The organism is Streptomyces sp. NPDC127038, assembly GCF_042725875.1.
In the GTDB taxonomy this organism is placed as follows: Bacteria; Actinomycetota; Actinomycetes; order Streptomycetales; family Streptomycetaceae; genus Streptomyces.
In genome coordinates, this window is record NZ_JBHXDQ010000050.1 from 13,506 (window position 1) to 35,170 (window position 21,665).

General features: G+C 70.0%; 18 protein-coding genes, 1 tRNA gene and 2 pseudogenes. 13 read left to right on the forward strand and 8 right to left on the reverse strand.

What is annotated here, in order from left to right; translation table 11 throughout:
* Positions 1–109 precede the first annotated feature (109 nt).
* Positions 110–1,696 carry an MFS transporter gene (locus ACFWI4_RS28700; protein ID WP_387201808.1) on the reverse strand — a complete coding sequence of 529 codons (1,587 nt, stop codon included), beginning with the start codon at positions 1,694–1,696 and terminating at the stop codon, positions 110–112.
* A 62-nt stretch (positions 1,697–1,758) separates the two neighbouring features.
* Between ACFWI4_RS28700 and ACFWI4_RS28705 the strand changes: the two genes are divergently transcribed.
* On the forward strand, positions 1,759–2,742 hold the full coding sequence (locus tag ACFWI4_RS28705) for a helix-turn-helix transcriptional regulator (protein ID WP_387201811.1): 984 nt from the start codon (positions 1,759–1,761) through the stop codon (positions 2,740–2,742).
* Positions 2,743–3,499: 757 nt separating this feature from the next.
* On the opposite strand, the gene ACFWI4_RS28710 is transcribed toward ACFWI4_RS28705, so the two are convergent.
* On the reverse strand, positions 3,500–4,498 hold the full coding sequence (locus ACFWI4_RS28710; protein ID WP_385395446.1) for an RNA polymerase sigma factor RpoD/SigA: 999 nt from the start codon (positions 4,496–4,498) through the stop codon (positions 3,500–3,502).
* Between the two features lie 190 nt (positions 4,499–4,688).
* On the opposite strand from ACFWI4_RS28710, the gene ACFWI4_RS28715 reads away from it, so the two are divergent.
* A complete protein-coding gene (locus ACFWI4_RS28715; RefSeq protein ID WP_387201816.1) occupies positions 4,689–4,832 on the forward strand; it encodes a hypothetical protein in 144 nt (47 codons plus the stop codon).
* A gap of 206 nt (positions 4,833–5,038) precedes the next feature.
* On the opposite strand, the gene ACFWI4_RS28720 is transcribed toward ACFWI4_RS28715, so the two are convergent.
* On the reverse strand, positions 5,039–5,845 hold the full coding sequence (locus ACFWI4_RS28720; RefSeq protein WP_387201819.1) for a dioxygenase: 807 nt from the start codon (positions 5,843–5,845) through the stop codon (positions 5,039–5,041).
* 146 nt (positions 5,846–5,991) lie between these two features.
* Here ACFWI4_RS28720 and ACFWI4_RS28725 point away from each other — a divergent pair, with 146 nt between their 5' ends.
* A complete protein-coding gene (locus tag ACFWI4_RS28725; protein WP_387201823.1) occupies positions 5,992–6,501 on the forward strand; it encodes a MarR family winged helix-turn-helix transcriptional regulator in 510 nt (169 codons plus the stop codon).
* A 255-nt stretch (positions 6,502–6,756) separates the two neighbouring features.
* Here ACFWI4_RS28725 and ACFWI4_RS28730 read toward each other — a convergent pair whose 3' ends face one another.
* Complete coding sequence (locus tag ACFWI4_RS28730) at positions 6,757–8,307, reverse strand: MFS transporter (RefSeq protein ID WP_385395435.1); 1,551 nt, start codon at positions 8,305–8,307, stop codon at positions 6,757–6,759.
* 301 nt (positions 8,308–8,608) lie between these two features.
* Complete coding sequence (locus ACFWI4_RS28735; RefSeq protein WP_385395432.1) at positions 8,609–9,250, reverse strand: TetR/AcrR family transcriptional regulator; 642 nt, start codon at positions 9,248–9,250, stop codon at positions 8,609–8,611.
* A 566-nt stretch (positions 9,251–9,816) separates the two neighbouring features.
* On the opposite strand from ACFWI4_RS28735, the gene ACFWI4_RS28740 reads away from it, so the two are divergent.
* From ACFWI4_RS28740 to ACFWI4_RS28755, 4 genes are all read left to right on the forward strand, one after another.
* Positions 9,817–11,091, forward strand: coding sequence for a M6 family metalloprotease domain-containing protein (locus ACFWI4_RS28740; protein WP_387201827.1), 1,275 nt, complete (start codon positions 9,817–9,819; stop codon positions 11,089–11,091).
* A gap of 144 nt (positions 11,092–11,235) precedes the next feature.
* Positions 11,236–13,023: an IclR family transcriptional regulator C-terminal domain-containing protein gene (locus ACFWI4_RS28745; protein ID WP_387201830.1), complete on the forward strand. Its 1,788-nt coding sequence runs from the start codon at positions 11,236–11,238 to the stop codon at positions 13,021–13,023.
* A gap of 181 nt (positions 13,024–13,204) precedes the next feature.
* The gene (locus tag ACFWI4_RS28750) at positions 13,205–13,873 is read left to right on the forward strand and encodes a ScbR family autoregulator-binding transcription factor (RefSeq protein WP_387201833.1); all 669 of its coding nucleotides are present in this window, start codon (positions 13,205–13,207) and stop codon (positions 13,871–13,873) included.
* An 88-nt stretch (positions 13,874–13,961) separates the two neighbouring features.
* Positions 13,962–14,034: transfer RNA gene (locus ACFWI4_RS28755), tRNA-Arg, on the forward strand.
* 672 nt (positions 14,035–14,706) lie between these two features.
* Here ACFWI4_RS28755 and ACFWI4_RS28760 read toward each other — a convergent pair.
* Positions 14,707–15,408 carry an SMI1/KNR4 family protein gene (locus tag ACFWI4_RS28760; protein ID WP_387201836.1) on the reverse strand — a complete coding sequence of 234 codons (702 nt, stop codon included), beginning with the start codon at positions 15,406–15,408 and terminating at the stop codon, positions 14,707–14,709.
* A 354-nt stretch (positions 15,409–15,762) separates the two neighbouring features.
* Between ACFWI4_RS28760 and ACFWI4_RS28765 the strand changes: the two are divergent.
* The 3 genes and pseudogenes from ACFWI4_RS28765 (at position 15,763) to ACFWI4_RS28775 (ending at position 17,234) form a co-directional block, all read left to right on the forward strand.
* Positions 15,763–16,630, forward strand: a pseudogene (locus ACFWI4_RS28765) (IS5 family transposase).
* Between the two features lie 65 nt (positions 16,631–16,695).
* On the forward strand, positions 16,696–17,037 hold the full coding sequence (locus ACFWI4_RS28770; protein ID WP_387201839.1) for a hypothetical protein: 342 nt from the start codon (positions 16,696–16,698) through the stop codon (positions 17,035–17,037).
* Between the two features lie 23 nt (positions 17,038–17,060).
* Positions 17,061–17,234, forward strand: coding sequence for a hypothetical protein (locus tag ACFWI4_RS28775; protein ID WP_387201841.1), 174 nt, complete (start codon positions 17,061–17,063; stop codon positions 17,232–17,234).
* A gap of 362 nt (positions 17,235–17,596) precedes the next feature.
* On the opposite strand, the pseudogene ACFWI4_RS28780 reads toward ACFWI4_RS28775, so the two are convergent.
* Positions 17,597–17,969, reverse strand: a pseudogene (locus ACFWI4_RS28780) (DUF2637 domain-containing protein); the annotation flags it as partial.
* 109 nt (positions 17,970–18,078) lie between these two features.
* On the opposite strand from ACFWI4_RS28780, the gene ACFWI4_RS28785 reads away from it, so the two are divergent.
* From ACFWI4_RS28785 to ACFWI4_RS28795, 3 genes are all read left to right on the forward strand, one after another.
* On the forward strand, positions 18,079–18,519 hold the full coding sequence (locus ACFWI4_RS28785; RefSeq protein ID WP_387201844.1) for a hypothetical protein: 441 nt from the start codon (positions 18,079–18,081) through the stop codon (positions 18,517–18,519).
* A 125-nt stretch (positions 18,520–18,644) separates the two neighbouring features.
* Complete coding sequence (locus ACFWI4_RS28790) at positions 18,645–18,956, forward strand: hypothetical protein (RefSeq protein WP_387201847.1); 312 nt, start codon at positions 18,645–18,647, stop codon at positions 18,954–18,956.
* A gap of 60 nt (positions 18,957–19,016) precedes the next feature.
* A complete protein-coding gene (locus tag ACFWI4_RS28795; protein WP_387201850.1) occupies positions 19,017–19,421 on the forward strand; it encodes a hypothetical protein in 405 nt (134 codons plus the stop codon).
* Positions 19,422–19,557: 136 nt separating this feature from the next.
* Here ACFWI4_RS28795 and ACFWI4_RS28800 read toward each other — a convergent pair whose 3' ends face one another.
* On the reverse strand, positions 19,558–21,549 hold the full coding sequence (locus ACFWI4_RS28800; protein ID WP_387201854.1) for a protease pro-enzyme activation domain-containing protein: 1,992 nt from the start codon (positions 21,547–21,549) through the stop codon (positions 19,558–19,560).
* Between the last annotated feature and the right edge of the window lie 116 nt (positions 21,550–21,665).

A 21,665-nucleotide genomic window follows, 5' to 3' on the forward strand; every position in this document is an offset into this window, starting at 1 on the left:
TCGGGTGCCGGGCCCCTCCCCGTTCGGACCTCCGTGTCACGCGGATGAGGGCGGACGCGGGACGGGGATCGGCCCCGGCCCGCGAGAGCACCGCCCTGTCGCGCGGGGCTCAGCCCTGGCCCGCGGGAATCAGCTCGTCCTGGTTCTGGCTCTGATCCGGCCCGGGCCCCTGGTCCTGATCCTGGCCCTGGTCCTGCGTGACCGGCTCGTCCTGGGCGCCCTCCACGTGCTGGGCCGGGCGCTTCGGCAGGGCGAACATCAGCAGGAAGATGACGGCCAGCACGGCGGCGACCCAGCCCAGCGCGTGCTGGAAGGCGTTCACGAAGGCCGGGCCCACCTGGGCGGCGGTCAGGCGGTCGCCGATCTCGCCGAAGAAGAGGACCGAGACCAGGCCGAGGCCGAGCGCGTTGCCCATCTGCTGCACGGTGTTGATCAGCCCCGAGGCCGAACCCGAGTGCTCGCGCGGGACGTCCGAGAGCACGGCGTCCGTCAGCGGCGCCACGATGAAGCCCATGCCCGCGCCCATGACCACCAGCGGGAGGGCCATCTGCCAGGACGCGATGCCCATGCCGTAGCGGTCGGACTCCCAGATGTAGAGCAGCACACCGATCGCCATGACCAGTGCGCCCGCCTGGAGCACCTTGCGCCCGAAGCGCGGCACGAGCAGCTGCACGGACATGCCCGCCGCCGCCGAGACCGCGATCGAGAACGGCACACCGGTCAGGCCCGCCCGCAGCGGGCTCCAGCCCAGTCCGATCTGCATGTACAGCGTCCAGACCAGGAAGAAGATGCCGAGCGCGACACCGAAGACGGTCTGTACGGCGATGCCCGCCGCGAAACTCTTCACCTTGAACAGCGACAGCTCGACCAGCGGGGAACCGTCCCGCGCCGTCTTGCGCCTCTCGTACGCCACCAGCGCCGCGAAGACCGCGAGGGAGCCGGCCATCGACAGGTAGCCCCACAGCGGCCAGCCCAGTTCGCGGCCGCGGGTCAGCGGATAGAGCAGCATCAGCAGGCCGAGGGTGACGAGGGCGACGCCGACGAGGTCGAGCTTGAGCGCCTTCGGGGCCTTGGACTCGCTGATGAAGCGGCGGCCCAGGATCAGCGCGACCACACCGACCGGCAGGTTGATGAGGAAGATCGGCCGCCACTCCAGGCCGAAGAGGTTCCACTCGGTGAGCAGCGCCCCGAGGAGCGGGCCCGAGACCGCGCCCAGTCCGACGATCGCGCCGAAGAGTCCGAAGACCTTGCCGCGCTCGTGCGCCGGGAAGGTGGCGTGCACGATCGACAGGACCTGGGGCACCATCATCGCGGCCATGGCGCCCTGGAGGATGCGCGAGGCGACGAGCATCTCGGGGTTCACCGCGAAACCGCACAGCGCGGAGGCGACCGTGAAGCCGGCCACGCCGAGGAGGAAGAGCCGCTTGCGGCCGTGGATGTCGCCGAGCCGGCCGCCGGTGACGAGCCCCGCGGCGAAGGCCAGCGCGTAGCCCGCGGTGATCCACTGGATCTGGCTGAAGGTGGCGCCCGCGTCCCGCTGGATCGACGGGATCGCGATGTTGACGATCGTGACGTCGACCAGGTCCATGAAGGCCGCGGTCATCACGATGGCGAGGGCGAACCAGCGCCGTCGGTCGGCCGCGGCGCCCGGTGCCGGGCTGCCGAGCGCTGTCTCGGGGGTGTCGGTGGAGGTCATACGACCAACGTAAAGGCCGATTAGGTCAGACCATGTCCTAGTTCTCCGGCACCCTGGAAGGCATGACGACGGATACGCCGGCGAGGCTCCTCCAGCTCCTCTCCCTGCTCCAGACGCCCCGCGAGTGGCCCGGCGGCGAGCTGTCCGAGCGGCTCGGGGTGTCGCGTCGTACGGTCCGCCGGGACATCGACCGGCTGCGCGAGCTGGGCTATCCGGTGCAGGCGACCAAGGGCGCGGACGGCGGCTACCGGCTGGTGGCCGGCACGGCGATGCCCCCGCTCGTCCTCGACGACGAGGAGGCCGTGGCCATCGCGGTGGGCCTGCGGGCCGGTGCCGGGCACGCGGTCGCGGGGGTCGACGAGGCCTCGGTGCGGGCCCTCGCGAAGCTGGAGCAGGTGCTGCCGTCCCGGCTGCGCCGCCGTGTGTCCGTGCTCCAGGCCGCGACCACCCCGCTGACCAGCGGGGACGGGGCCAGCATCGCGCCCGAGACACTGACGGTGATGGCGTCGGCCATCGCGGGACCGGAACGGCTGCGGTTCGCCTACCGCTCCGGGGACGGCACTCCGTCGCGGCGGCTGACCGAGCCGTACCGGCTGGTCTCCACCGGGCGCCGCTGGTATCTGGTCGCGTACGACCTGGACCGCGGCGACTGGCGGACGTTCCGCGTCGACCGGGTCACCGAGCCGTTCGCGACCGGCGCCCGGTTCACCCCGCGGGAGCTGCCGGAAGGGGACGCGGCCGAGTTCCTGCGGCGGTCGATGTACCGGCGCCAGGACACCTACACCTTCGACGTCGTGTTCGCCGCCCCGGCCGAGTTCGTCGCGGCGCGTGTGCCCGCCTGGGTCGGCGCGCCCGAGGCGGTCGACGAGCACAGCTGTCGGCTGCGGGCCTCCTCCAGCGACTCGGTGGACTGGCTGGCGGTGCGGATCGCGATGGTGGGCTGCGACTTCACGGTCCGGGAACCGCGAGAACTTGTGGATTACGTAAGGGTGTTGGGTGCAAGGCTGAGCCGGGCGGGGGAAGTGCCGCAGACTGACGGCGCTTGACCGTCGGCAGGACGTCACGGGGCACCACGGGGCGGTGACACCCGGTGGACCGTCGGCGACGGCAGGTTATGCCGCTGTGGCACAATCTGCCACCGGGTCACCCCGGGGTTCAGGTTCGGGGTGGCCCGTTCTCGTACCGCCCCACGACCCGGCCGGCCCCGTGCGCCCCGCGTCCACCGCACCTCTGCCCCGCGTCCGCCGCGCCTCCGCCACGCGCCCGCCGCACGCCCGCCGCACCTCCGCGCGCCCCGGAACGCCCGTCCGTCCGACCGCGCCGGAACGCACGTACCTCCGCCGGGTGCCCCGCAACGCAAGGGAGTCGAGCTCCGGCGCCGGGGGGGGGAGGCGCCGAAGCTCGACTCTGGGAGAGTCCCGGCGCGGGGGGGGTGTGCGTCGGGACTCGGTTCTTGGGAGCGGTCCGCTGCCGTCAGGTACGTCTGCTCGGTGGTTCCGCTCGGTGGTGCCGGTCGATGCTTGCGGTCGGTGCTTCCGTTCGCTGTCCGCCGCTCGGACGGGGCCCGAAGCGTGGACCCTGAAGTCTTGTTCCCAGGGGTCGCCCCATTGAAGCGGCCTTACGTGGCCATGTCTGGTCGACTTGTGGCCAACGTGCCACGACCGCCCGTGTGCGGACTGGGCGGGGCGGGTTCCGTGCCCGCGCGGCGAATGCACCCGTACGGCCCACTCACCCCGCCCACTCGACCCACCCCGGGAGCGTCGGAGCGCGCTCGGAGCGCTCCTCAGCCGGCCCCCGTACCCGCTACGCCGCCGCGTCGAATCCGGTGTCGCGCGCCAGCTTCTTCAGTTCCAGCAGGGCGTGCTTCTCGATCTGACGGATGCGCTCGCGAGTGAGCCCGTGCTCCTTGCCGACCTCCGTGAGCGTCCGCTCCCGGCCGTCCTCGATGCCGTACCGCATCTTGATGATGGACGCGGTGCGCTGGTCGAGGTGGCCGATCAGGTCGTCCAGCTCCTCGCTGCGCAGCAGCGTGAGGACCGACTGCTCGGGCGAGACAGCCGAGGTGTCCTCGAGCAGGTCGCCGAACTGGGTCTCGCCCTCGTCGTCCACGGCCATGTTCAGCGAGACCGGGTCGCGCGCCCAGTCCAGTACGTCGCCCACCCGCTCGGGTGTCGTGCCGAGCTCGGCGGCTATCTCCGCGTGCTCGGGCTCGCGCCCGTTCTCACGGTTGAACTCGCGCTGCACACGGCGGATCCGGCCCAGTTCCTCGACCAGATGGACGGGGAGACGGATCGTGCGGGACTGGTCGGCTATGGAACGGGTGATGGCCTGGCGGATCCACCAGGTGGCGTACGTCGAGAACTTGAAGCCCTTGCGGTAGTCGAACTTCTCGACCGCGCGCACCAGTCCGGCGTTGCCCTCCTGGATCAGGTCGAGCAGGGGCAGGCCGCTGCGCGGATACCGGCGCGCCACGGCCACGACCAGCCGCAGGTTGGAGCGGATGAAGACGTCCTTGGCGCGCTCGCTGTCGGCGACCAGCGCCTCCAGTTCCTCACGGGACGCGTCCGCCTTGGCCTCCGCCTCACCGTCGAGGATCTGCCGCGCGAACACACCCGCCTCGATGACCTGGGACAACTCGACTTCCTTGGCGGCGTCGAGCAGCGGTGTTCGCGCGATCTCGTCGAGGTACATGCCGACCAGGTCGCGATCGGCGATTTCGCCGCCTCCGGCGCGAACACTGCGTGCCGCGTCGGCGGTCCCGCCGGTGGCGGACTGACGACGGGCGACGGCACGGGTTGCCATGCGTGCTCCCTTGCGTGGTGGGCTTGCGGGTGGTCCTGGACATCCGGTTTCACCCTCCCGGGTGCCCGGCATCTGATGGAAACAACGACTGGAATCAGGACAGAATTCCCAACCCGCACCTGGATTTTTCTGATCATGCAGTACCCTGTCGCACCACACAGCAGGGCCAATCCGGTCAGAACGTACAGATATGCAGGTCAGGCCGGGAGCGGCCACCGCCCCCGACGCGCTCACGGACCCGTACGACCTCTACGTACGTGAGACGCCCATCACGTTCGACACCATCGCCTTCACGCCGGAACACCGTCGTCCGCGGCTGCTTCCCCACACCTGAAGACGGACCGGGCGGCCCGAAGGTTGCCACGGACACGGATTCACAGGCGATTCCGAGGTACGCCGCGCCCCCGTGTCCAGCACTTTCCCGGACACGGGGGCTTCCACCGGCCGAACCGCACACCGGCCCGGCCCCGACCGCACAAGCCACTCAGCCGAACCCGAACCCGGCCACCCGGCCGATCCAGGACCCGCTCACCCGGCGGCTCAGCCGAACTGCACCGACCGCTTCGCCATCCCCAGCCAGAATCCGTCGATCACGGACCGCTGGGCGTCGAGCCCGCCGACGGCGTCCGCCGCGCCCATGGTCACGAAGAGCGGGGCGAAGTGCTCGGTGCGCGGGTGGGCGAGCCGGCCCGCCGGGGACTTGCGCTCGAAGTCGAGCAGCGCGTCGACGTCACCGGCCTCCAGCGCGCGGTGCCCCCAGTCGTCGAACTCGCTCGACCAGGCGGGGACTCCCCCGCCGGTGTGGCGCAGGGCCGCGAGATTGTGCGTGAAGAACCCGGAGCCGACGATCAGCACGCCCTCGTCGCGCAGCGGCGCCAGCTTCCGTCCGATCTCGAACAGCCGGACCGGGTCGAGCGTCGGCATGGAGATCTGGAGCACCGGGATGTCGGCCTCGGGGAACATCTCCTTGAGGGGGACGTACGCGCCGTGGTCGAGTCCGCGGTCCGGGATGTCCTGCACCGGCGTGCCGGGCGAGCGCAGCAGCTTGCGTACGGACGCGGCGAGTTCGGGGGCACCGGGGGCCGCGTAGGTCACCTGGTAGTAGTGCTCGGGGAAGCCCCAGAAGTCGTACACCAGGGGGACCGTCTCGATCGCGCCGAGGGCGAGCGGGGCCTCCTCCCAGTGGGCCGAGACCATGAGGATCGCCTTGGGGCGAGGCAGGCCCGCGGACCAGGCGGCGAGCTGGCCGGGCCAGACCGGGTCGTCGGCGAGCGGCGGGGCACCATGACTGAGATAGAGGGCGGGCATGCGCTCCGGTGCGGGGCGTTCCTCGGTGGCGGCGGACATGGCTGCTCCCTCCAGAGAGTTCCATCGTACGGCGGCAGTGCTTGATCTTTGAAGCAGTTTGGGCAGCTGCTTAAAGTCTCAAGTTCTCATCCGAGACTACGGCTGGTTTGTTTAAGTTTCAAGGAGAGGCTCGTACAGTGGAGTACATGGACAAGGCACCCGCTCCCGCTGAAGAGCCGCGCTGGCTCACCGACGAGGAACAGCGCATCTGGCGCGCGTACATGCACGCCACGACCCTCCTGGAGGACCACCTCGACCGCCAGCTCCAGCGTGACGCGGGCATGCCGCACATCTACTACGGCCTGCTCGTGCAGCTCGGGGAGGCGCCGGGCCGCCGGCTGCGGATGACGGAGCTGGCCATGAACGCGAAGATCACCCGCTCGCGGCTCTCGCACGCCGTCGCACGGCTGGAGAAGAACGGCTGGGTACGCCGTGAGGACTGCCCGTCCGACAAGCGGGGCCAGTTCGCCGTCCTGACCGACGAGGGCTACGAAGTGCTGCGGCGCACAGCTCCGGGCCATGTCGCCGCCGTACGCCAGGCCCTGTTCGACCGGCTCGGCCCGGACCAGCGGAAGGCGTTCGGCGAGGCCATGCGGATCATCGCCGAGGGGCTCCAGCCGAAGGACGCGGGGGCGGATCTGCCCTGGCTGCGCTGACGGCCGCGTCCCGCCCGCGCGGAGGACGACGCGGGACCGCCCCGGCTCCGTGATGCGTGGAGCCGGGGCGGTCCCGGGGATCGTACGGACGAGGCGTCCCCTTCCCCGTCCGTACGCGAAGCACCGTCGTACGGGCTGCGGTGTACCGGAGTACCGGAGTACGAGGTACGGGCTGCGAAGTACCGGAGTACGGGAGTACCGGAGTGCGTCGTACGGGGCGGCCGCGGAGTACCGGAGTACGGGGCGGCCGTCGGGTCAGTGCGCGATGACCGGCACCTTCAGCTCGTCCTCCGCGCCCTCGCCGGTACCCGAGCCGACGACCGCGGAGGTCTCCGGACGGCCGGCGTTGATGAGGGTGAAGGCGATCGCCGCGGCGGCCACGAGCATGCCGACCGCGAACCAGATCGCGTTGCTGTAGCCGTGCACCATGCCCTCCGCCTGGACCAGCTGCTGCTGCGCCTTGGTTCCGGCGCCCGCGATGTGGTCCTTGATGTACGCGGTGGTCGCGGAGGCCGCGATCGTGTTCAGCAGGGCCGTACCGATCGCACCGCCGACCTGCTGCGAGGTGTTGACCATCGCCGAGGCGACACCGGCGTCACGCGGCTCGATGCCGTACGTGGCCAGCGACATGGCGGGCATGAACGCCGTACCCATGCCGAGACCGAGCAGCACCATCGCCGGCAGCACCAGGGTGGCGTACGACGAACCGATCTCCAGCTGCGCCAGAAGCAGCATGCCGAGCGCGGCGACCAGGAAGCCGGGACCCATCAGCAGCCGCGGCGCGACCCGGGTCATCAGACGGGCACCGATCTGCGTGGAGCCCGTGATCATGCCCGCGACCATCGGCAGGAAGGCGAAGCCGGTCGAGATCGGCGAGTAGCCCTTCACGATCTGGAGGTAGTACGTGAGGAAGAGGAACGTGCCGAACATCGCGATGATCGCGAGACCGAGGGAGAGGTAGACGCCACCGCGGTTGCGTTCCGTGACGACACGCAGGGGCAGCAGCGGGGCCTTGACCTTGGACTCGGTGAGGACGAACGCGGCCAGCAGCACCGCCGAGGCGACGAACAGGCCGATCGTCAGGGAGTCGCTCCAGCCGTTGGTCGCGGCGTGGGTGAAGCCGTAGACGAGGGAGACCAGACCGAGGGTGGACAGGACCACGCCGGGGATGTCGAGCGGCGAGCGGTTGCGGCCGCCCTCGGGCTCACGGATGACGAAGTACGCGCCCGCGGCGGCGATGATCGCGAACGGGATGTTGACGAAGAAGGTCCAGCGCCAGTTCAGGTACTCGGTGAGGACACCGCCGAGGATGAAGCCGATCGCGCCACCGCCACCGGCGATCGCGCCGTAGATGCCGAAGGCCTTGGCGCGCTCCTTGGCGTCGGTGAACATCACCGCGAGCAGCGAGAGCGCGGCGGGCGCCAGCAGAGCGCCGAACACACCCTGAAGGGCGCGGGCGCCGAACATCATCGCGCCGCTCTGCGCCGCTCCGCCGAGGGCGGAGGCCAGCGCGAAGCCGACGAGGCCCACGACGAAGGCGCGCTTGCGGCCCCACAGGTCGGCGATACGGCCGCCGAAGAGGAGCAGACCGCCGAAGGCGAGGGCGTAGGCCGTGACGACCCACTGCCGGTTGCCGTCCGAGATGCCGAGGTCGTGCTGGGCGGAGGGCAGCGCGATGTTCACGATGGTGGCGTCGAGCACCACCATCAGCTGGGCCAGCGCAATGAAGGCGAGTGCCTTCCAGCGGTTGCTGTGTGCGTCGGACACCGGGTCCTGCACTGCTGTGGACGTGCCTGTTTCAGACATGGGGGTACCCACTCCGGGACTTCGTGACGAAAAAAGGAAAGGAAAGGGGACGGCTCGTCGACGGTGACGGCCGGGAGACGGCTTCGGCGCGGCTCGTCCCCGGGACGAGGGCGCCTCACACCCGGTTACATGAGCCGCGTGCGTCGCATGTGCTGGGTGAGTGGTCTGTGGTGGGTGAGCCGTGCGGGCCGCACGGGCTGCGTGAAGTTGTCGATATGAGCAAGGGTCATGAGTTCTGACGGATCTCCCGCGCCGGACTCATCGGCCGTCGGCCGATCGGTCACGGCTCCGGGCGGGTCGGTCACACTCGTCGCAGTCCCTCCAGGTCGGCGGCCACTCCCGGCAGTTCGGAGCGGGCCGGAGCCCGCATACCGTCCAGGAACAGCTGGAGATGACGGTGTACGAAGCGGTCGATGCCCTGGCACGCGGTGCCCGGCAGCGGCCTGGTGAGCTGACTGACGGCGATCATGAGGTCGCCCAGCTCGACGTCGGGGCGCAGCTGTCCGGCCTCGCGGGCGCGGGCCATCAGCCGCTGGATCAGTTCGGTGATCCGGTCGCGCGCGGCGACCAGGTCGGGGTGGTTCTGGTCGAAGCCCTCGGAGAGCATCGGGCACAGGGCGCCGATCCGCTCGTCGGCGGCGAAGTGCACGAAGCCGCTCAGCGCCTCGAACGCGTCGCCGTCCGCGGCGAGCGCCGCCTCGACCCACTCCGAGGTGCGGTCCATGACCGAGCAGACGACCTCGCGGGCGAGGGCGTCACGGTCGGGGAAGTTGCGGTACACCGTGGCGTTGCCGACACCGGCCCGGCGCGCGATCTCGTCGAACGGCACCTCGGCGCCGAACTCGACGAACATCTCGCGGGCGGCGGCGACGATCCGCTCCCGGTTGCGCAGGGCGTCGGCACGGGGCCGGGTCACTCGCTGCACGGGGGTCGCGGTCTGCACGGTGTACTCCTCGAAGTGTCTCGGGGTCTGCATGCGATCCGGGGATTCGGTCCCCGTTTCGCTCGGACGTATGGCTAAACGGGGAAACGATCCCCGGTTATTTCCCTGATCCGGAACTGATGAGTGTGACCTGCATCACATCAACTTCTCCGGGACTACGAGCCACCCCGGAGCCCCGGACTCCGACACCGACTCCGCCCGCGGAGCCCCTTACTCCGGCTCCGCGCTTGCCCCCGCAGCTCCGGATTTCCTGCCCGCGCTTGCCCCGCAGCCCTGGATTCTCGCCTGCCCACGGAGCCCCGGATTCCTGCCCCACCCCCTGCCCCCGCAGCCCCGGATTCCTGCCCTCCGCCGCTCTCCCCTGCTCTCCTCCACCCTCCCCTGCCCACCCCTCGCTCCCTCCCCTGCCCACCCCTCGCTCCCTCCCCGCGGCGCCCCTTCGCCGCCGCTCCCGCGAATGAACCCGATCGGGCTCACCCAGCGCGCGCCCGGCGCGTCGGCGACTCAGGGTGATCGAAAGGGTGCAGTCGGACACCGGTGGCTGCCGTGGAGCGAAGGGCCCCTGCATGCAGCCGTCCAGCCGCCGCATACGCCCGCGCCGTGTGGCCGCGCTGGCCACGGTGACCGTTCTGACGCTGGCGGTCAGCACCTCCGCCGGCACCGGACATCTGACGGCCGGCTCCGCCACGGCGGGCTCCGCGGCGCTGGCCCGCTCCACGGCGCTCGGCCCCTGCATGATCAGCGGCCCGTCGCAGGTCCAGATGGGCGAGGGAATCCCGACCGCCCCCGGATACGCCCGCTCCACCGGCACGCTCCGGGCCCTGACGCTGATGGTCGACTTCTCCGACGCGCCCGGCAAGGGCAGCGCCCTCGACCGCTACGACGAGTTCTTCCCGAAGACGCAGGACTGGTTCCGCACCGCGTCCTACGGCCGCCTCGACTACCGCCCCGAGGCCCCCGTCCGGCACTGGCTGCGGATGCCCAAGCCGTTCAAGGCGTACGGGATAGAGCGCGGCGCGCCCTTCGACCCCGGGTACCGGGAACTCGTCCAGGACATCGTGGCCACCGCGGATCCCGAGGTCGACTTCCGCTCGTACGACATCCTGAACGTGCTGGTCACACCGAACGCCGGGCCCTCCGCCCTGGACACCGTGCTGTCCGTGACCTTCGCCGGCAACACCGAGGCGCCGGTGGCCGACGGCGTCCCCGTCGCCAACGCGTCCTTCGTCTACAGCCGCCAGGACGACGGCTCGGGCTCGTACGCGGAGACCGGCTACCGCGTCCTGCCGCACGAGAACGGCCACACCTTCGGCCTGCCCGACCTCTACACCCAGGACGGCGGCGGAGCGGTCGGCCACTGGGACATCATGAGCGAGGACTGGGGGGCCGACAACGACCTGCTCGGCTGGCACAAGTGGAAGCTCGGCTGGCTCGACTCCTCCCAGGTCAGCTGTGTGATGGCGCACGGCACCGGCGAGTACACGCTGACCCCGATGGCCCGGCGGGGCGGGTCGAAGCTCGTCGTCATACCCGTGAGCTCCCGCAGCGGGTACGTACTCGAACTGCGCACCCGCGCGGGCAACGACGACGCCGTCTGCCGTCCCGGCGTCCTGGTCTACAAGGTCGACGCGGACGTGGACACCGGGAACGGGCCCATCACCGTGTACGACTCCCATCCCGACAGCGGCGGGTGCACCCGCTCCCCCAACGTCCAGGCGGAACTCTCCGACGCCCCCTTCTCCCCGGGCGAGACCTTCAAGGCCGCCAAGGCGGGGATCACCGTCCAGGTCGCGTCGGCGGACGCGGCGGGGAACTATCGGGTGTACGTGACGCGCCGCTGACCTCGGACGGACGAGCCGGGGGCGCGCCCGGCGGACCGACGAAGAGTCCGATGCCCGTGCCCGTGTTCCTTCCCGAGCGGCCGTCCTGCTTCGGGGGCGGGCCGGACCTACCGTGGCTCCTCCGGGAGCCCCATCGGAGAGCCCATGTCATCGAGGCCTTTGCCATCCACAGGCCGCACGGTCGTCCGGCCGGCGACCGCCGCCGGGTCCGTCGTGCCCGAGGAGGCGATCACGCCGTTGATCCACGGGATCGCCGTGCTGCGGAGACTGACCGAGGCGGACGGGGCGGCCAGTCCGAGCGGACTCGAACGGGCCACCGGGCTCGCGCGCTCCACCGTGGACCGGATCACCGCGGCCCTCGCGCGCGGGGGATACGTACGCCTCGACGGCCGGGACGCCGTCCTGGCCCCGCGCCTGATGGAACTCGGCAACGCCTACCTCGCCGCCCTCCGGCTTCCCCGCGTCCTGGACCCGCTGGCCGACGCCCTCGCCGACGACCTCGACGAGTCGGTGTCCCTCGCGGTCCGCGACCGGGACGGCGTCCGCTTCATCCACCAGGCGACCCGGCGCCGCGCCATGTCCCTGAGCTTCCGCGTCGGCGACCTCCTCCCCGCCGAACGCACCGCGCCGGGAGCCCTGTTCGCGTCCGAGTGGACCGAGGAGGAGTGGGCGCGCTGGCGCGAGCGCCGCACGGCCGATCCGGAGGACCGCGGCTTCCCCGCCGTACCCGCGCGGAGCAGGCCGTACGAGACGGGGTCCGACGACTCCGCCTTCCCGGCCGCCCAACGCCCCACCGTGGGAGACGACTTCGAGCAGCGCGCGGCGGAAGCGGGCCGCGTGGGATGGGCGTTGGACGACCAGCTGATCGAACCGGGCCTCGTCGCCCTGTCGATGCCCGTACGGGAGGCGGGGCGTATCGCGTGCGTGGTGAACGTGGTCAGCCATACGAGCCGGCACGATGCCGCCGGTCTGCGCGACGCCTTGCTGCCGCGTCTGCGGACGGCGGTGGCCGCGATGGAACGGGCGCTGGAGGCACCGGATGTACTGGACGTACGGGCCGCACCGGGCCCGAGCCCGACGCCGAGCCCGACGCCGGGGCCGACGGAGGACCCGGCGGGCCCGGCCGGCCCGGAGCGGTCCATGGAGCCGGGGTGGGAGTTCGTCGAGTCGCCGGTGCGGGGCCTGACCGTGATCACGGCCTTCGGCGAGGGGCGGGGCGAACTGGGTCTCGCGGCCGTGGCCCGGGCGACCGGACTCTCCCGCGCGAGCGCCCACAGCGCCCTGATCACGCTGGAACACCTCGGTTACGTCACCACGCACGACGGCGTCTTCCGTCTCACCCCCCGGGTCCTGGGGCTCGGCTTCCCGCCGCTCTCGCGGGCCTCGCTCTCGGAGATCGCAGCCCCGTACCTGACCGAGCTGTCCCAGCGGCTGCAGGACTCGGTGTCCTTCGCGGTGCCGGCGGGCGACGAGATCCAGTACACCGGGCACGTCTCGGCCCGGGGCGCCATGAGCGTCCACGTCACCGTGGGCACCCGGCTCCCCGCGTACGCGACCGCCGTGGGCCGGGCGATCCTGGCCGATCTTCCGGAGACCCGGGCGGCGGAGGCACTGGCCGGGGGCACGGCCGGTGCGGATTCCCGGGCGGACGTCATCGCCCCGGAGCGGTTCAGGGCCGAACTGGACCGGGTCCGGACGGACGGATACGCCCTGGTCGAGGGAGAGTTGGCGCAGGGACTGCGGTGCCTCGCCGTTCCGGTGCGCGACCGGGACGGACGGACCGTGGCCGCGGTGAACGTCGCCATGCACACCGGCCGCCGCACCGTGGAGGCGTGCGTCGACGACGTACTGCCCGAACTCCGCGCGACGGCGGCCCGTATCGAGGCGGACCTGCACATCGCGGGCCGCTTCAGCAGGGTGCGCCGCACCTGAACCGCACGCCATTCACCTTCCGCCCTTCAACCACCTCTGAAGACGGCGGAGTTGCCGGAGTGGCGTGAAGATGATCTGTACGGACGGGGCCCCGTTGACAGATCCAAAAGCGGGTTCCTAGCGTCGCTGGCGGCAGGACAAACGGCAGCCGAACGACAAGGAGCGTCCGGGTGGTCTCGTCGTGGTGAGGCAGCAGAGGTCCGAGCGAACCAGGCGCAACCTGATCCGGGCCGCCTCGGCGGTGTTCGACCGGTCCGGCTACGAACGGGCCACCCTGTCCGCGATCAGCGCCCGCGCGCAGGTCACCAAGGGGGCCCTGTTCTTCCACTTCGCGGCCAAGTCCGACATCGCCCGAGCCGTCCAGGCGGAGGCCTGCGCCACCTCGGGTGCCGCGCTCGCGAGCCTGACCCGGCTGGAGGCCCCGGCCTTCGAGATAGCCACCGCCATGGCCCACGCCCTCGTAGGCCTGCTGGAGACCGACGCGACCGTCCGCGCGGGGATCCGCCTCACCCACGAGATCAGGACCCCGGACGATCCGTCACTCCACTGCCACTCCGCTTGGCTCGGCGCCCTGAACACGATCCTGGCCCGGGCCCGGGACGACGGCTCACTGCTCCCGGACGTCGACGTCGGCACGGCGGCCGCGCTGATGCTGTCGATGATCACCGGAACGACGACTCTGCCCCGCTCCCCCTCCGCCCCGGCACCCTTCGAGGGCCGGCCCGGCGAAAGGCGCGACTCCGGCGGGAGGGCCCCCGGCCGCCCGTCCCCCCAGGCACCCGCCACCCTCTGGCTGACCCGCATGCTCCACCTGACCCGCCCGTCCCTCTCCCCCCTCCCCACCACCTGACCGACCCCACCCCACCTGCACGAACGGGAACCTTCCCAGCCCCCACCCACGATCCGCTACGCTAGCTACCGGATCGCACGATCCACACGCCTTCGTAGCTCAGGGGATAGAGCACCGCTCTCCTAAAGCGGGTGTCGCAGGTTCGAATCCTGCCGGGGGCACACGATAAAGGGCCAGTTCAGAGGCTTGATCCTCTCGAACTGGCCCTTTGCTGTGATCACGACCGTGCCACACGCGTGCCACAAGGTCGGCCAGGCCGTCTCTTCCGGATCACCGGGTCGCGGAGTCCGGTCTGAAAGCAGCGGCTCAATCCGCGACGACAGCACATCGGTCAGCGCCATGACCAGACCAATCACCCGGTGATCCGAAGGGCACGGCCTCGGTACAGGATGAGCGCATGCTCCCTCCCCGACTGCTGTGGTGTGACCCCCGGCCCATCCCCCGGTTCAATCGGCAGGAGCCGGTGACCCAGATCGTGCGTGATCCAGGCTTCTACGAGCCGAGCGACGAGGACAGCTGCTCAAGGTTCGGGTACTTCTGCCAGGCCCATGAACGCTTCTACTCGCACGAGTCCTGTGGGGAAGGGCCGCATCTCATCGCCCTGGACTGCCAAGAGCACGGACCCGAGAGTGTGTGGCCGCAACCACTCATGCTGATGTTCCCAGAAGGGTTCGACCCCCCTCTGAGCGACGCGCAACTGGCCTGGGTGCGGGCAGAGGACGACGCTGTCTAGGCATGATCCGAAAGAGACACCGCCCGAGGGGCAGCGGCGCTGAGGTTCGCGGTCGGCGAGGTCGATCATCGTGAGGCGGGGCAGAGCTACTAGGCCTTGATCATCGAGCTGCCCTCTCGCGTTGCTCGAGCCACTCGATGTACCAGCTATGGAAGGTGTGACGGTTTCCGTTTGCATCGACGTACGGCTCGAAGGGTGGGTTGTACGCGCAGTCCCGGTCGCGGAGTTCGCCGCGGTACGGGCCGACGACGATGAGCCAGCCACTCATCCCGCATCCGTTGTCGCTGATGGGGATTGCACCCCGCACTCGTTCCAGGAACCAGACATCCTCGCCGACGTCGCCGAAGGCCTTGCGGTAGTCGCCCAGATAGTCGTCGTCTTCGTCGCGGGTGGTGGGTTCGTACCCGGCGGCACGAAGGGTTGCTATCTGCTGGTCGGCCCAGTCTTCCGTCTCGACGAACGGTCCACTGGGGTCCAGCAGAAGGGGATGGTCCTCGTCGTTGTCCCAGACCCATCCCCACTTCGCGTCGATTCGGCGCAACGACGTGAGCTCAAGTGCCGGTCCGGGGCCACCGGCTCCGACCTCCGCCAGAAATGTGCGGTACTCGTCGGGGAGCGCGACACCGAACTGTGCTTCCACCTCGGCGATCTCCGCGAGGGTCAGGACGGGTTCGAAGATCGGGTATCGAGAAGGCCCCCGGCCACGGGCTCGACGCTCGGCCTCCTCCACTGCGATCACGCGCTCCCGAACTCCTGACCAGTACACGCGCGTGTTCACAGCTCTCCCATCGACGGCGAGCACGGACATTAGTCCCTGCCACCGACATCCGACCTCCATCTGCGCTGAAGCAGCGCCGGTCACTGGAGAAGCGGGACCGTTTAACAGCTAATCGGGGAAGGCGGACTGACATCAGCGGCTGACACCAACAGGCGCGAACAATGGCGGTCAGCACCAGGCCTCGGCGGACCGTCGGCCGAAGCGCCGGACTGGTCGAGCGGCGTCTATAGCTTCCTGCGATCGAGCTGATAAGGATGCGGCCACAGCGGCTACGATCTCGCCCACACCAATGGGGAGGAAAGATCGTCGTGGCCATGGGACTAGGTCGTGTTTTGAAAGTGGGCCCAGTCCCTCATCTCACGCCGTGATGATCTCGGTGTGGGGCGAGGGGATCTTTCGGACGAGCAGTGGGCGGTGCTGGAACCGCTGTTGCCGGTCGCGGTGTTGGGCAGGCCCTCAATTGGTCGACGGCGGCTGATCGATGGGATTCGGTGGCGGGTGCGGACCGGTGTGCCGTGGCGAGATCTGCCGTCGGAGTACGGGCCGTGGCAGACGGTCTACGGACTCTTCCGACGCTGGCAGCGAGACGGCACCTGGGCTGCGCTGTTGACCAGTCTGCAGGCCCGCGCGGATGCGAAGGGGCTGATCACCTGGGAGGTCAACGTCGACTCCACGATCTGCCGGGTCCATCAACACGCCGCAGGCGCCCGTCGCAACAGCCAGGCCCAGAAGGAACCCCCGGGCGGCATCCGCAGCGAGCCCGACGACCATGGACTGGGCGATCCAGGGGTGGATTCACCACCAAGATTCACCTCGCCTGTGAACAGGGCCAACGGCCACTGGCGTTCTTGGTGACCGCAGGTCAGCGCGGTGACAGTCCTCAGTTCATCGCTGTCCTGGACAGCATCCGCGTTCCTCGCACCGGGCCTGGTCGGCCCCGCGTCCGGCCACTGCGGGTGCGCGGCGACAAGCGTATTCCTCCCGCGCCAACCGGGCCTACCTACGAAAGCGAGGCATCCGCTGCACGATCCCCGAACCCGCCGACCAGTCCGCCCACCGCAAACAGCGCGGCAAGGCTGGCGGGCGGCCACCGGTCTTCGACCGCGAGGACTACAAGGCCCGGCACGCCGTCGAGTGCGGGATCAACCGGCTCAAGCGCAACCGGGCAGTGGCCACCCGCTTCGACAAACTCGCCGTCCGCTTCGAAGCGGCCGTCCTGATCGCCGCGATCGGTGAATGGTTGTGACCGACCGGAGCCGTCGGTCGTGCGTGCGATGCTGACACGGCCAGAGCGAGCGAGAGAGAGGCACGGTGGCGGCTAAGTACTACGGCGCCGACAGCGAAAACGGCGACCGCATCGATGACCCGTCCGAGGACGCGCTGTTCATGCTGATCGACGACCTCAACGACACCGACAACACCTTCGTGGTCGTCCAGCCAGACGAGGACGAACCCGTGTGGTTCGCCTCAGTCGCCGTACTGGATGAGGGTGGCTACGAGATCGTCCGCCGCGACAGCTCACGCCGCGAGCACGAAGTCACCACCGCGAGCAGCATCAACCGCATCGCCCACGACCTCACCATCTGGATAGCCGGACGTACCTTCCCCGGCCGGCCGCCCCGCAGGGCTACCGACTTCAAAAACACGACCTAGCAGGGCTGCCCGGCAGAGAGTGGATGATCAAGGACGCGAAGGGTCGGAAGTACAGCTACGACTCGGCAGAAGAAGCGTTCGAGGAACTCCCCGAGTACGGGGAGGGCGCCGCTGTGTGGACCCGCGAGGTCTATCGAGTTCTGTTCGTGACCAAGTCGATCGACGGCTGGAAGCAAGTCCCCGACCCCCGCGGATAGCGCGCCACTCTCGTGCCAGAACGGACGGGGTCTCACGGGGAACCGCGGGACGGTACGGTACTCGGCGCCAGATGAGCCAGAGACGACGAAGCCGCTGGTCACCCAAGCACATACCAACCTCGCTCCTGAAGCGGGGGTCGCAGGTTCGAATCCTGCCGGGGGGCACAAGGGAGAAGGCCCCGGACCGATCATGGTCCGGGGCCCTTGACATCTGCTTCCGACAGCAACGCGGGCGGTCGCTCACGACCAGGCCGCCGTTTCCTGAGCAGCCGATCCATGTGGCTCATGGCCTCGCGCCGGGTGTCCTGCACGACGTGCGTGTGCACATCCATGGTGATGCTGATCTGCGAGTGCCCGAGGATACGGGTCTGGTGTTCGGCGGCGACCTTGCGTGCGTGCTCGACCAGAGCGGCCGGGACGGATACGGCGGGCGGAGTGGGGATCGGTTCGGGTGCCGGTTGCGCGGGAGCTCTGGTACGACTTCGTGCGCGTCCTTCTGGTCCTCCGCGTGCTCGGTCTTCTCGTGCGGCGTTGGAGTCGAGTGGGCGAGGAGCGTGCCGCCCAGGAAGGCGACCGCGGGCCGGCCCGCGACGAGGATGCGGAGCCGGGCCGGGACCTGGTCCAGGTCGAGGAGCCCGGCGGTGGCGACGTTCGCGCCGAGGGATGCGACGAGCGCGATGACGAACCAGCACCACCCGGCGGATTCGCGTCACCGGTCCGCAGGCGACGCCAAGCTCTCGCTCACCGCAGCGGCGTCGAACTTCACTCATGCACAACAGACTTCAAGCCTTGCGACAGCGGTCCACCTGCGGCGACCGTCTGAATGGTCGCTAAGGTGCCCCGCATGACAGAGGAGCCAGGGCAGGCCAGGCGAAATCCCACCCACCTGAGCGAGCTGACCGACGTGTACGGCTTCTTGGACCAAATACGCCTGCGTCCGGGCGTGTGGGTGCGCGGGGGCTCGCTTCTGCATCTGGAGTCCGTGCTGTTCGGATACCAAGCGGCCCTGAGTGTCCACGGCATCGATGAAGACTCCGACTTCTCCACCGGGAGCCAGGGACCGTTCGCTGCCTGGTTGTGGACCAGACTGGGCATGCAGTTCCCCAGCGCGCTGGGCTGGGCAGTGGAGATCGAGCGCGCGGCGGAACAGGCCGGCAGGCCTGCCCTGGAGTTGTTCTTCGAGTTGCTGGACGAGTTTCGCGCTTCCGGCAACGGCGTCCAACTCCCGTCGAAACCAGGCCTCCAAGCATCAAGCGGGACACGACAGCCTCGCGCGACCGACTGAGTTACAGCTTTCTCTACTGGTCAAGCCTCGGCTGCGCTCTTTACCCGTCCGCCAGCAGCCCGGTTGGATCATTGCGTGGGGGCACCCTCAAGAGGACAATCCCCCTTCTGACCAAGGGAGATGTGATGCTCAGCTTCATGGACTGGTCCGTAGTGGCGCTGGGGTGCGCGTTAGTCCTCGCGAGTCTCGGCGCCTGGTGGTGGGACCGGGCCAAGGTTCAAAAGGGAGCAAGTCCCGATCAGGGCAGGCGCTTCTTCTCCGCTTGGCTTCCCCTGCTCATGGGCGTGGAGATGATCGGCGCCAAGGTGCCCGGTCTGCTGGACGCGCCGCACCCCGTCCTCATGATCGTGGACGCTCTCAACTTTGCGCTGATACTCACGGTGGCGCTCCTGGCCTTCTGGATGTTTTGGAGGCGCAATCACCACAACCTCGGATGACGTCAACGACACTTTGGGATCGACTCCTCGTCGTGAGGTGTCGTCGGGCAGCATGGGGCGATGGACTTCGATCAACTGCTGCCTCGCGAGCTGAAAGCCGTTGATTCGGCCTCGCTGTTCAGGCTGGAGGAGCGGGCGTGTGACCTCGGCCTGAGTCGGCGGTTGGACCCGTTCTGGGTGCAGGCGAATGCGGAGCCCGGCGGCACCCACTACCTGTGGCCGGCCTTGTGGCACAGCCTGTCCCACCGCCCTGACGTTCCACGTCAGCTACGGTGCGAACTGTTGATCACTCTGCGCGCGGGAGACCGCGTGAGGAGTCTGCTGGACGTGCTTCCTGACGACTTCAGCCCGCTGCCGAAGGTGACCTCACGCGAAGAAGGCATGCAGGTCAGCCAGCTCTTTGACCGTGCTCCTTCGGTCCGGGAATGGTTACTGCGGGAGGGCGAGGGCTCGGACCGGCTGTGACAGGCGTCGCCAGCAGACGAGTGCGCGTCCCTGGGCCAGGAAGGCTTCGACCAACTGCTAGAGATCTCAGGCTCCTTGATGGAGAAGGCGCCGAAGCCATCGAGGTTCACGACCTCGATGGCGAAGGCGGCGGCGTTCACTTCAGGGTGCCCTTGGTGTGCTGGAACCAGCGCAGGTAGGCCGGGGTGGGGGAGCCTAGACCCGTGGCGTCGTCGTAGCCGGGGCGGGCATGGAGGCCGAAGTCGTGGCCGAGCGTGTAGAGCAGGTAGCGCTGTTCGCCGGTGGAGGTGTCGGTGTCGGGGCCTTCGTCGCGTACCACGGTCAAAGGTGGTGTCCCGGCCTCGGCCGGCTGATCGGTGATGTCGTGGAAGAGGTGGGCGCGCGGGAGGGCGTACAGGAGCGGGTTGGCGAAGCCGAGCCGGTGTCCGCAGGCCTGCTGCGCGTCGGCCTGGATGGCGGCGAAGGCAGGGGCGGCCGCCGATGTGCCGCCGAATCCGATGAGGTGGAAGGTTCCGGCGTCGGTGAGGCCGATCAGGACGGGCAGCGCCCCGTCGCCCTCCAGCGACACGTCGGGGGTGGTGCGGTGTCCGGTGCGCCCCGGGACCCGGTCGTGTTGGTACCAGGGCTGCGGGAAGTCGCTCGCGCCCCCTCCGCCTCCGAAGGTGAAGACCCCGGGGACGGGTCCCCAGGCGGTGCCGTTGTCGGTGAGGATGGACAGCTCGTCGCCCATGCTGGTCTCCCAGGCGTAGTCGCCGTGGCGGTCGAGGGCGAGGGTCGTGCCGCCCACCGAGGTGACCCACGGGGATCCGCTGGGGAAGTCGGCCTGGGCCCGGGTGGTCTTGGGATCGCAGTTGACGCCGGTCCGGGCCGCGTCGGGTGAGGAGTCGCCGCAGTCGCCGGCCGCGAAGTAGACGCCGATCCCTTCGGCTGCGGCCTGCTCGAACAGCAGGTCCCACGCATCGATGAGGGCGGGTGTGAGGTGTCCGGGCTCGGAGTGGACGATCTCTGCCCACGAGTTGGAGATACCGTCCGCCCGGCGGCCGTCGATGACGTACGACTCGGCGTCCATCAGGTCGTTGTCGAGGCAGGAGTCGGCGCCGACGTAGAGGATGTCCGCGTCGGGGGCGAGGCCGTGGGCGAGGTCGATGTCGAGGGCCTGTTCGCCGGCCCAGGTGCCCGGGGGCGCGCACGCGTCGCTGACGTGCCAGTCGGCGGGGGTGACGTGCTGGCGGTACTGGTGTGGTCTGAAGGCGTGGTCGCCGGCGATCTTCGCGTAGCGGTCGGCGTCGGCGGGCATGTCCGGGGACCCGTAGGCGTCCACGATGGCGATGGTGGAGCCGCGCCCGGTGGCGCCGCGGGTCGTGCCGGCACCGTAGGCGTGGCGGAGTTGCGCGGGAAGGTAGGCGCAGGGCGCGTACGCGGGGATCTTGCCGTGGGCCTGGGGGAATCCGGTGGCGGGTTTCTGCCCGAAGTGGCCGGAGCAGACCGCGCCGTCGGCGGCGACACCGAGGGCGGGGGCAGGGGTTGGGGTGGGGGCCGACAGGGGCCGGGCAGCGCCGGGGGTGGAGAGACCGGACACGCCGAGCAGGGTGGTGGCCAGGGAGGCGGGCACGCTGAGGTCGCCGGCGGGGGCCTGGCTCGTGCCGCGGCCGGTGCGGTAGCGGTGCAGGCTCGCGCCGAAGGCCCGTCGCACCGCGCCGGCGGTGCCGGTGATCTTCACGTAGTGGGTGGTGCGCCGGGTGACGGTGAGCCCTGAGGCGTGCAACCACGCGCTGACATCGGCGAGTTGCGCGGCCGTGGGGCCGAAGCGCCGCTGGTACTCCTGCGGGGTGAGGTAGTGCCGGTAGTGGGGGCTGTGCGGGTCACTGATGTCACGCAGGAGGTCGGTGAGGCCCTGCGGGTCGCGGGAGTTGAGGTAGAGGCGGGCGCTGACGTGCTGATCGCCGGGGACGGGCCCTGCGTCGGCGGCCGCGGTGGCGTACGCCGGCCGGGACCCGGCCAGGGGGTGGCGGAGGTCGGCGGAGTGGGCGGTGGCGAGGGGCGCCGTGCCCAGGAGCGCGGAACAGGCCGCCGCGGCGACGTAAGGGCGCAGGCGACGCCCGGGACGTATTCGGGCGAGGAAGGACAAGAAGGGGTCCCTTCGGGACGAGGCGCTGGACGGCGCGCGGAGCTGGGCAGGGCGGGGTAGGGCAGGGCGGCACGCGGAGCTGAGCAGGGCGGGGCGGGGCACGGCTGGACGGCCCG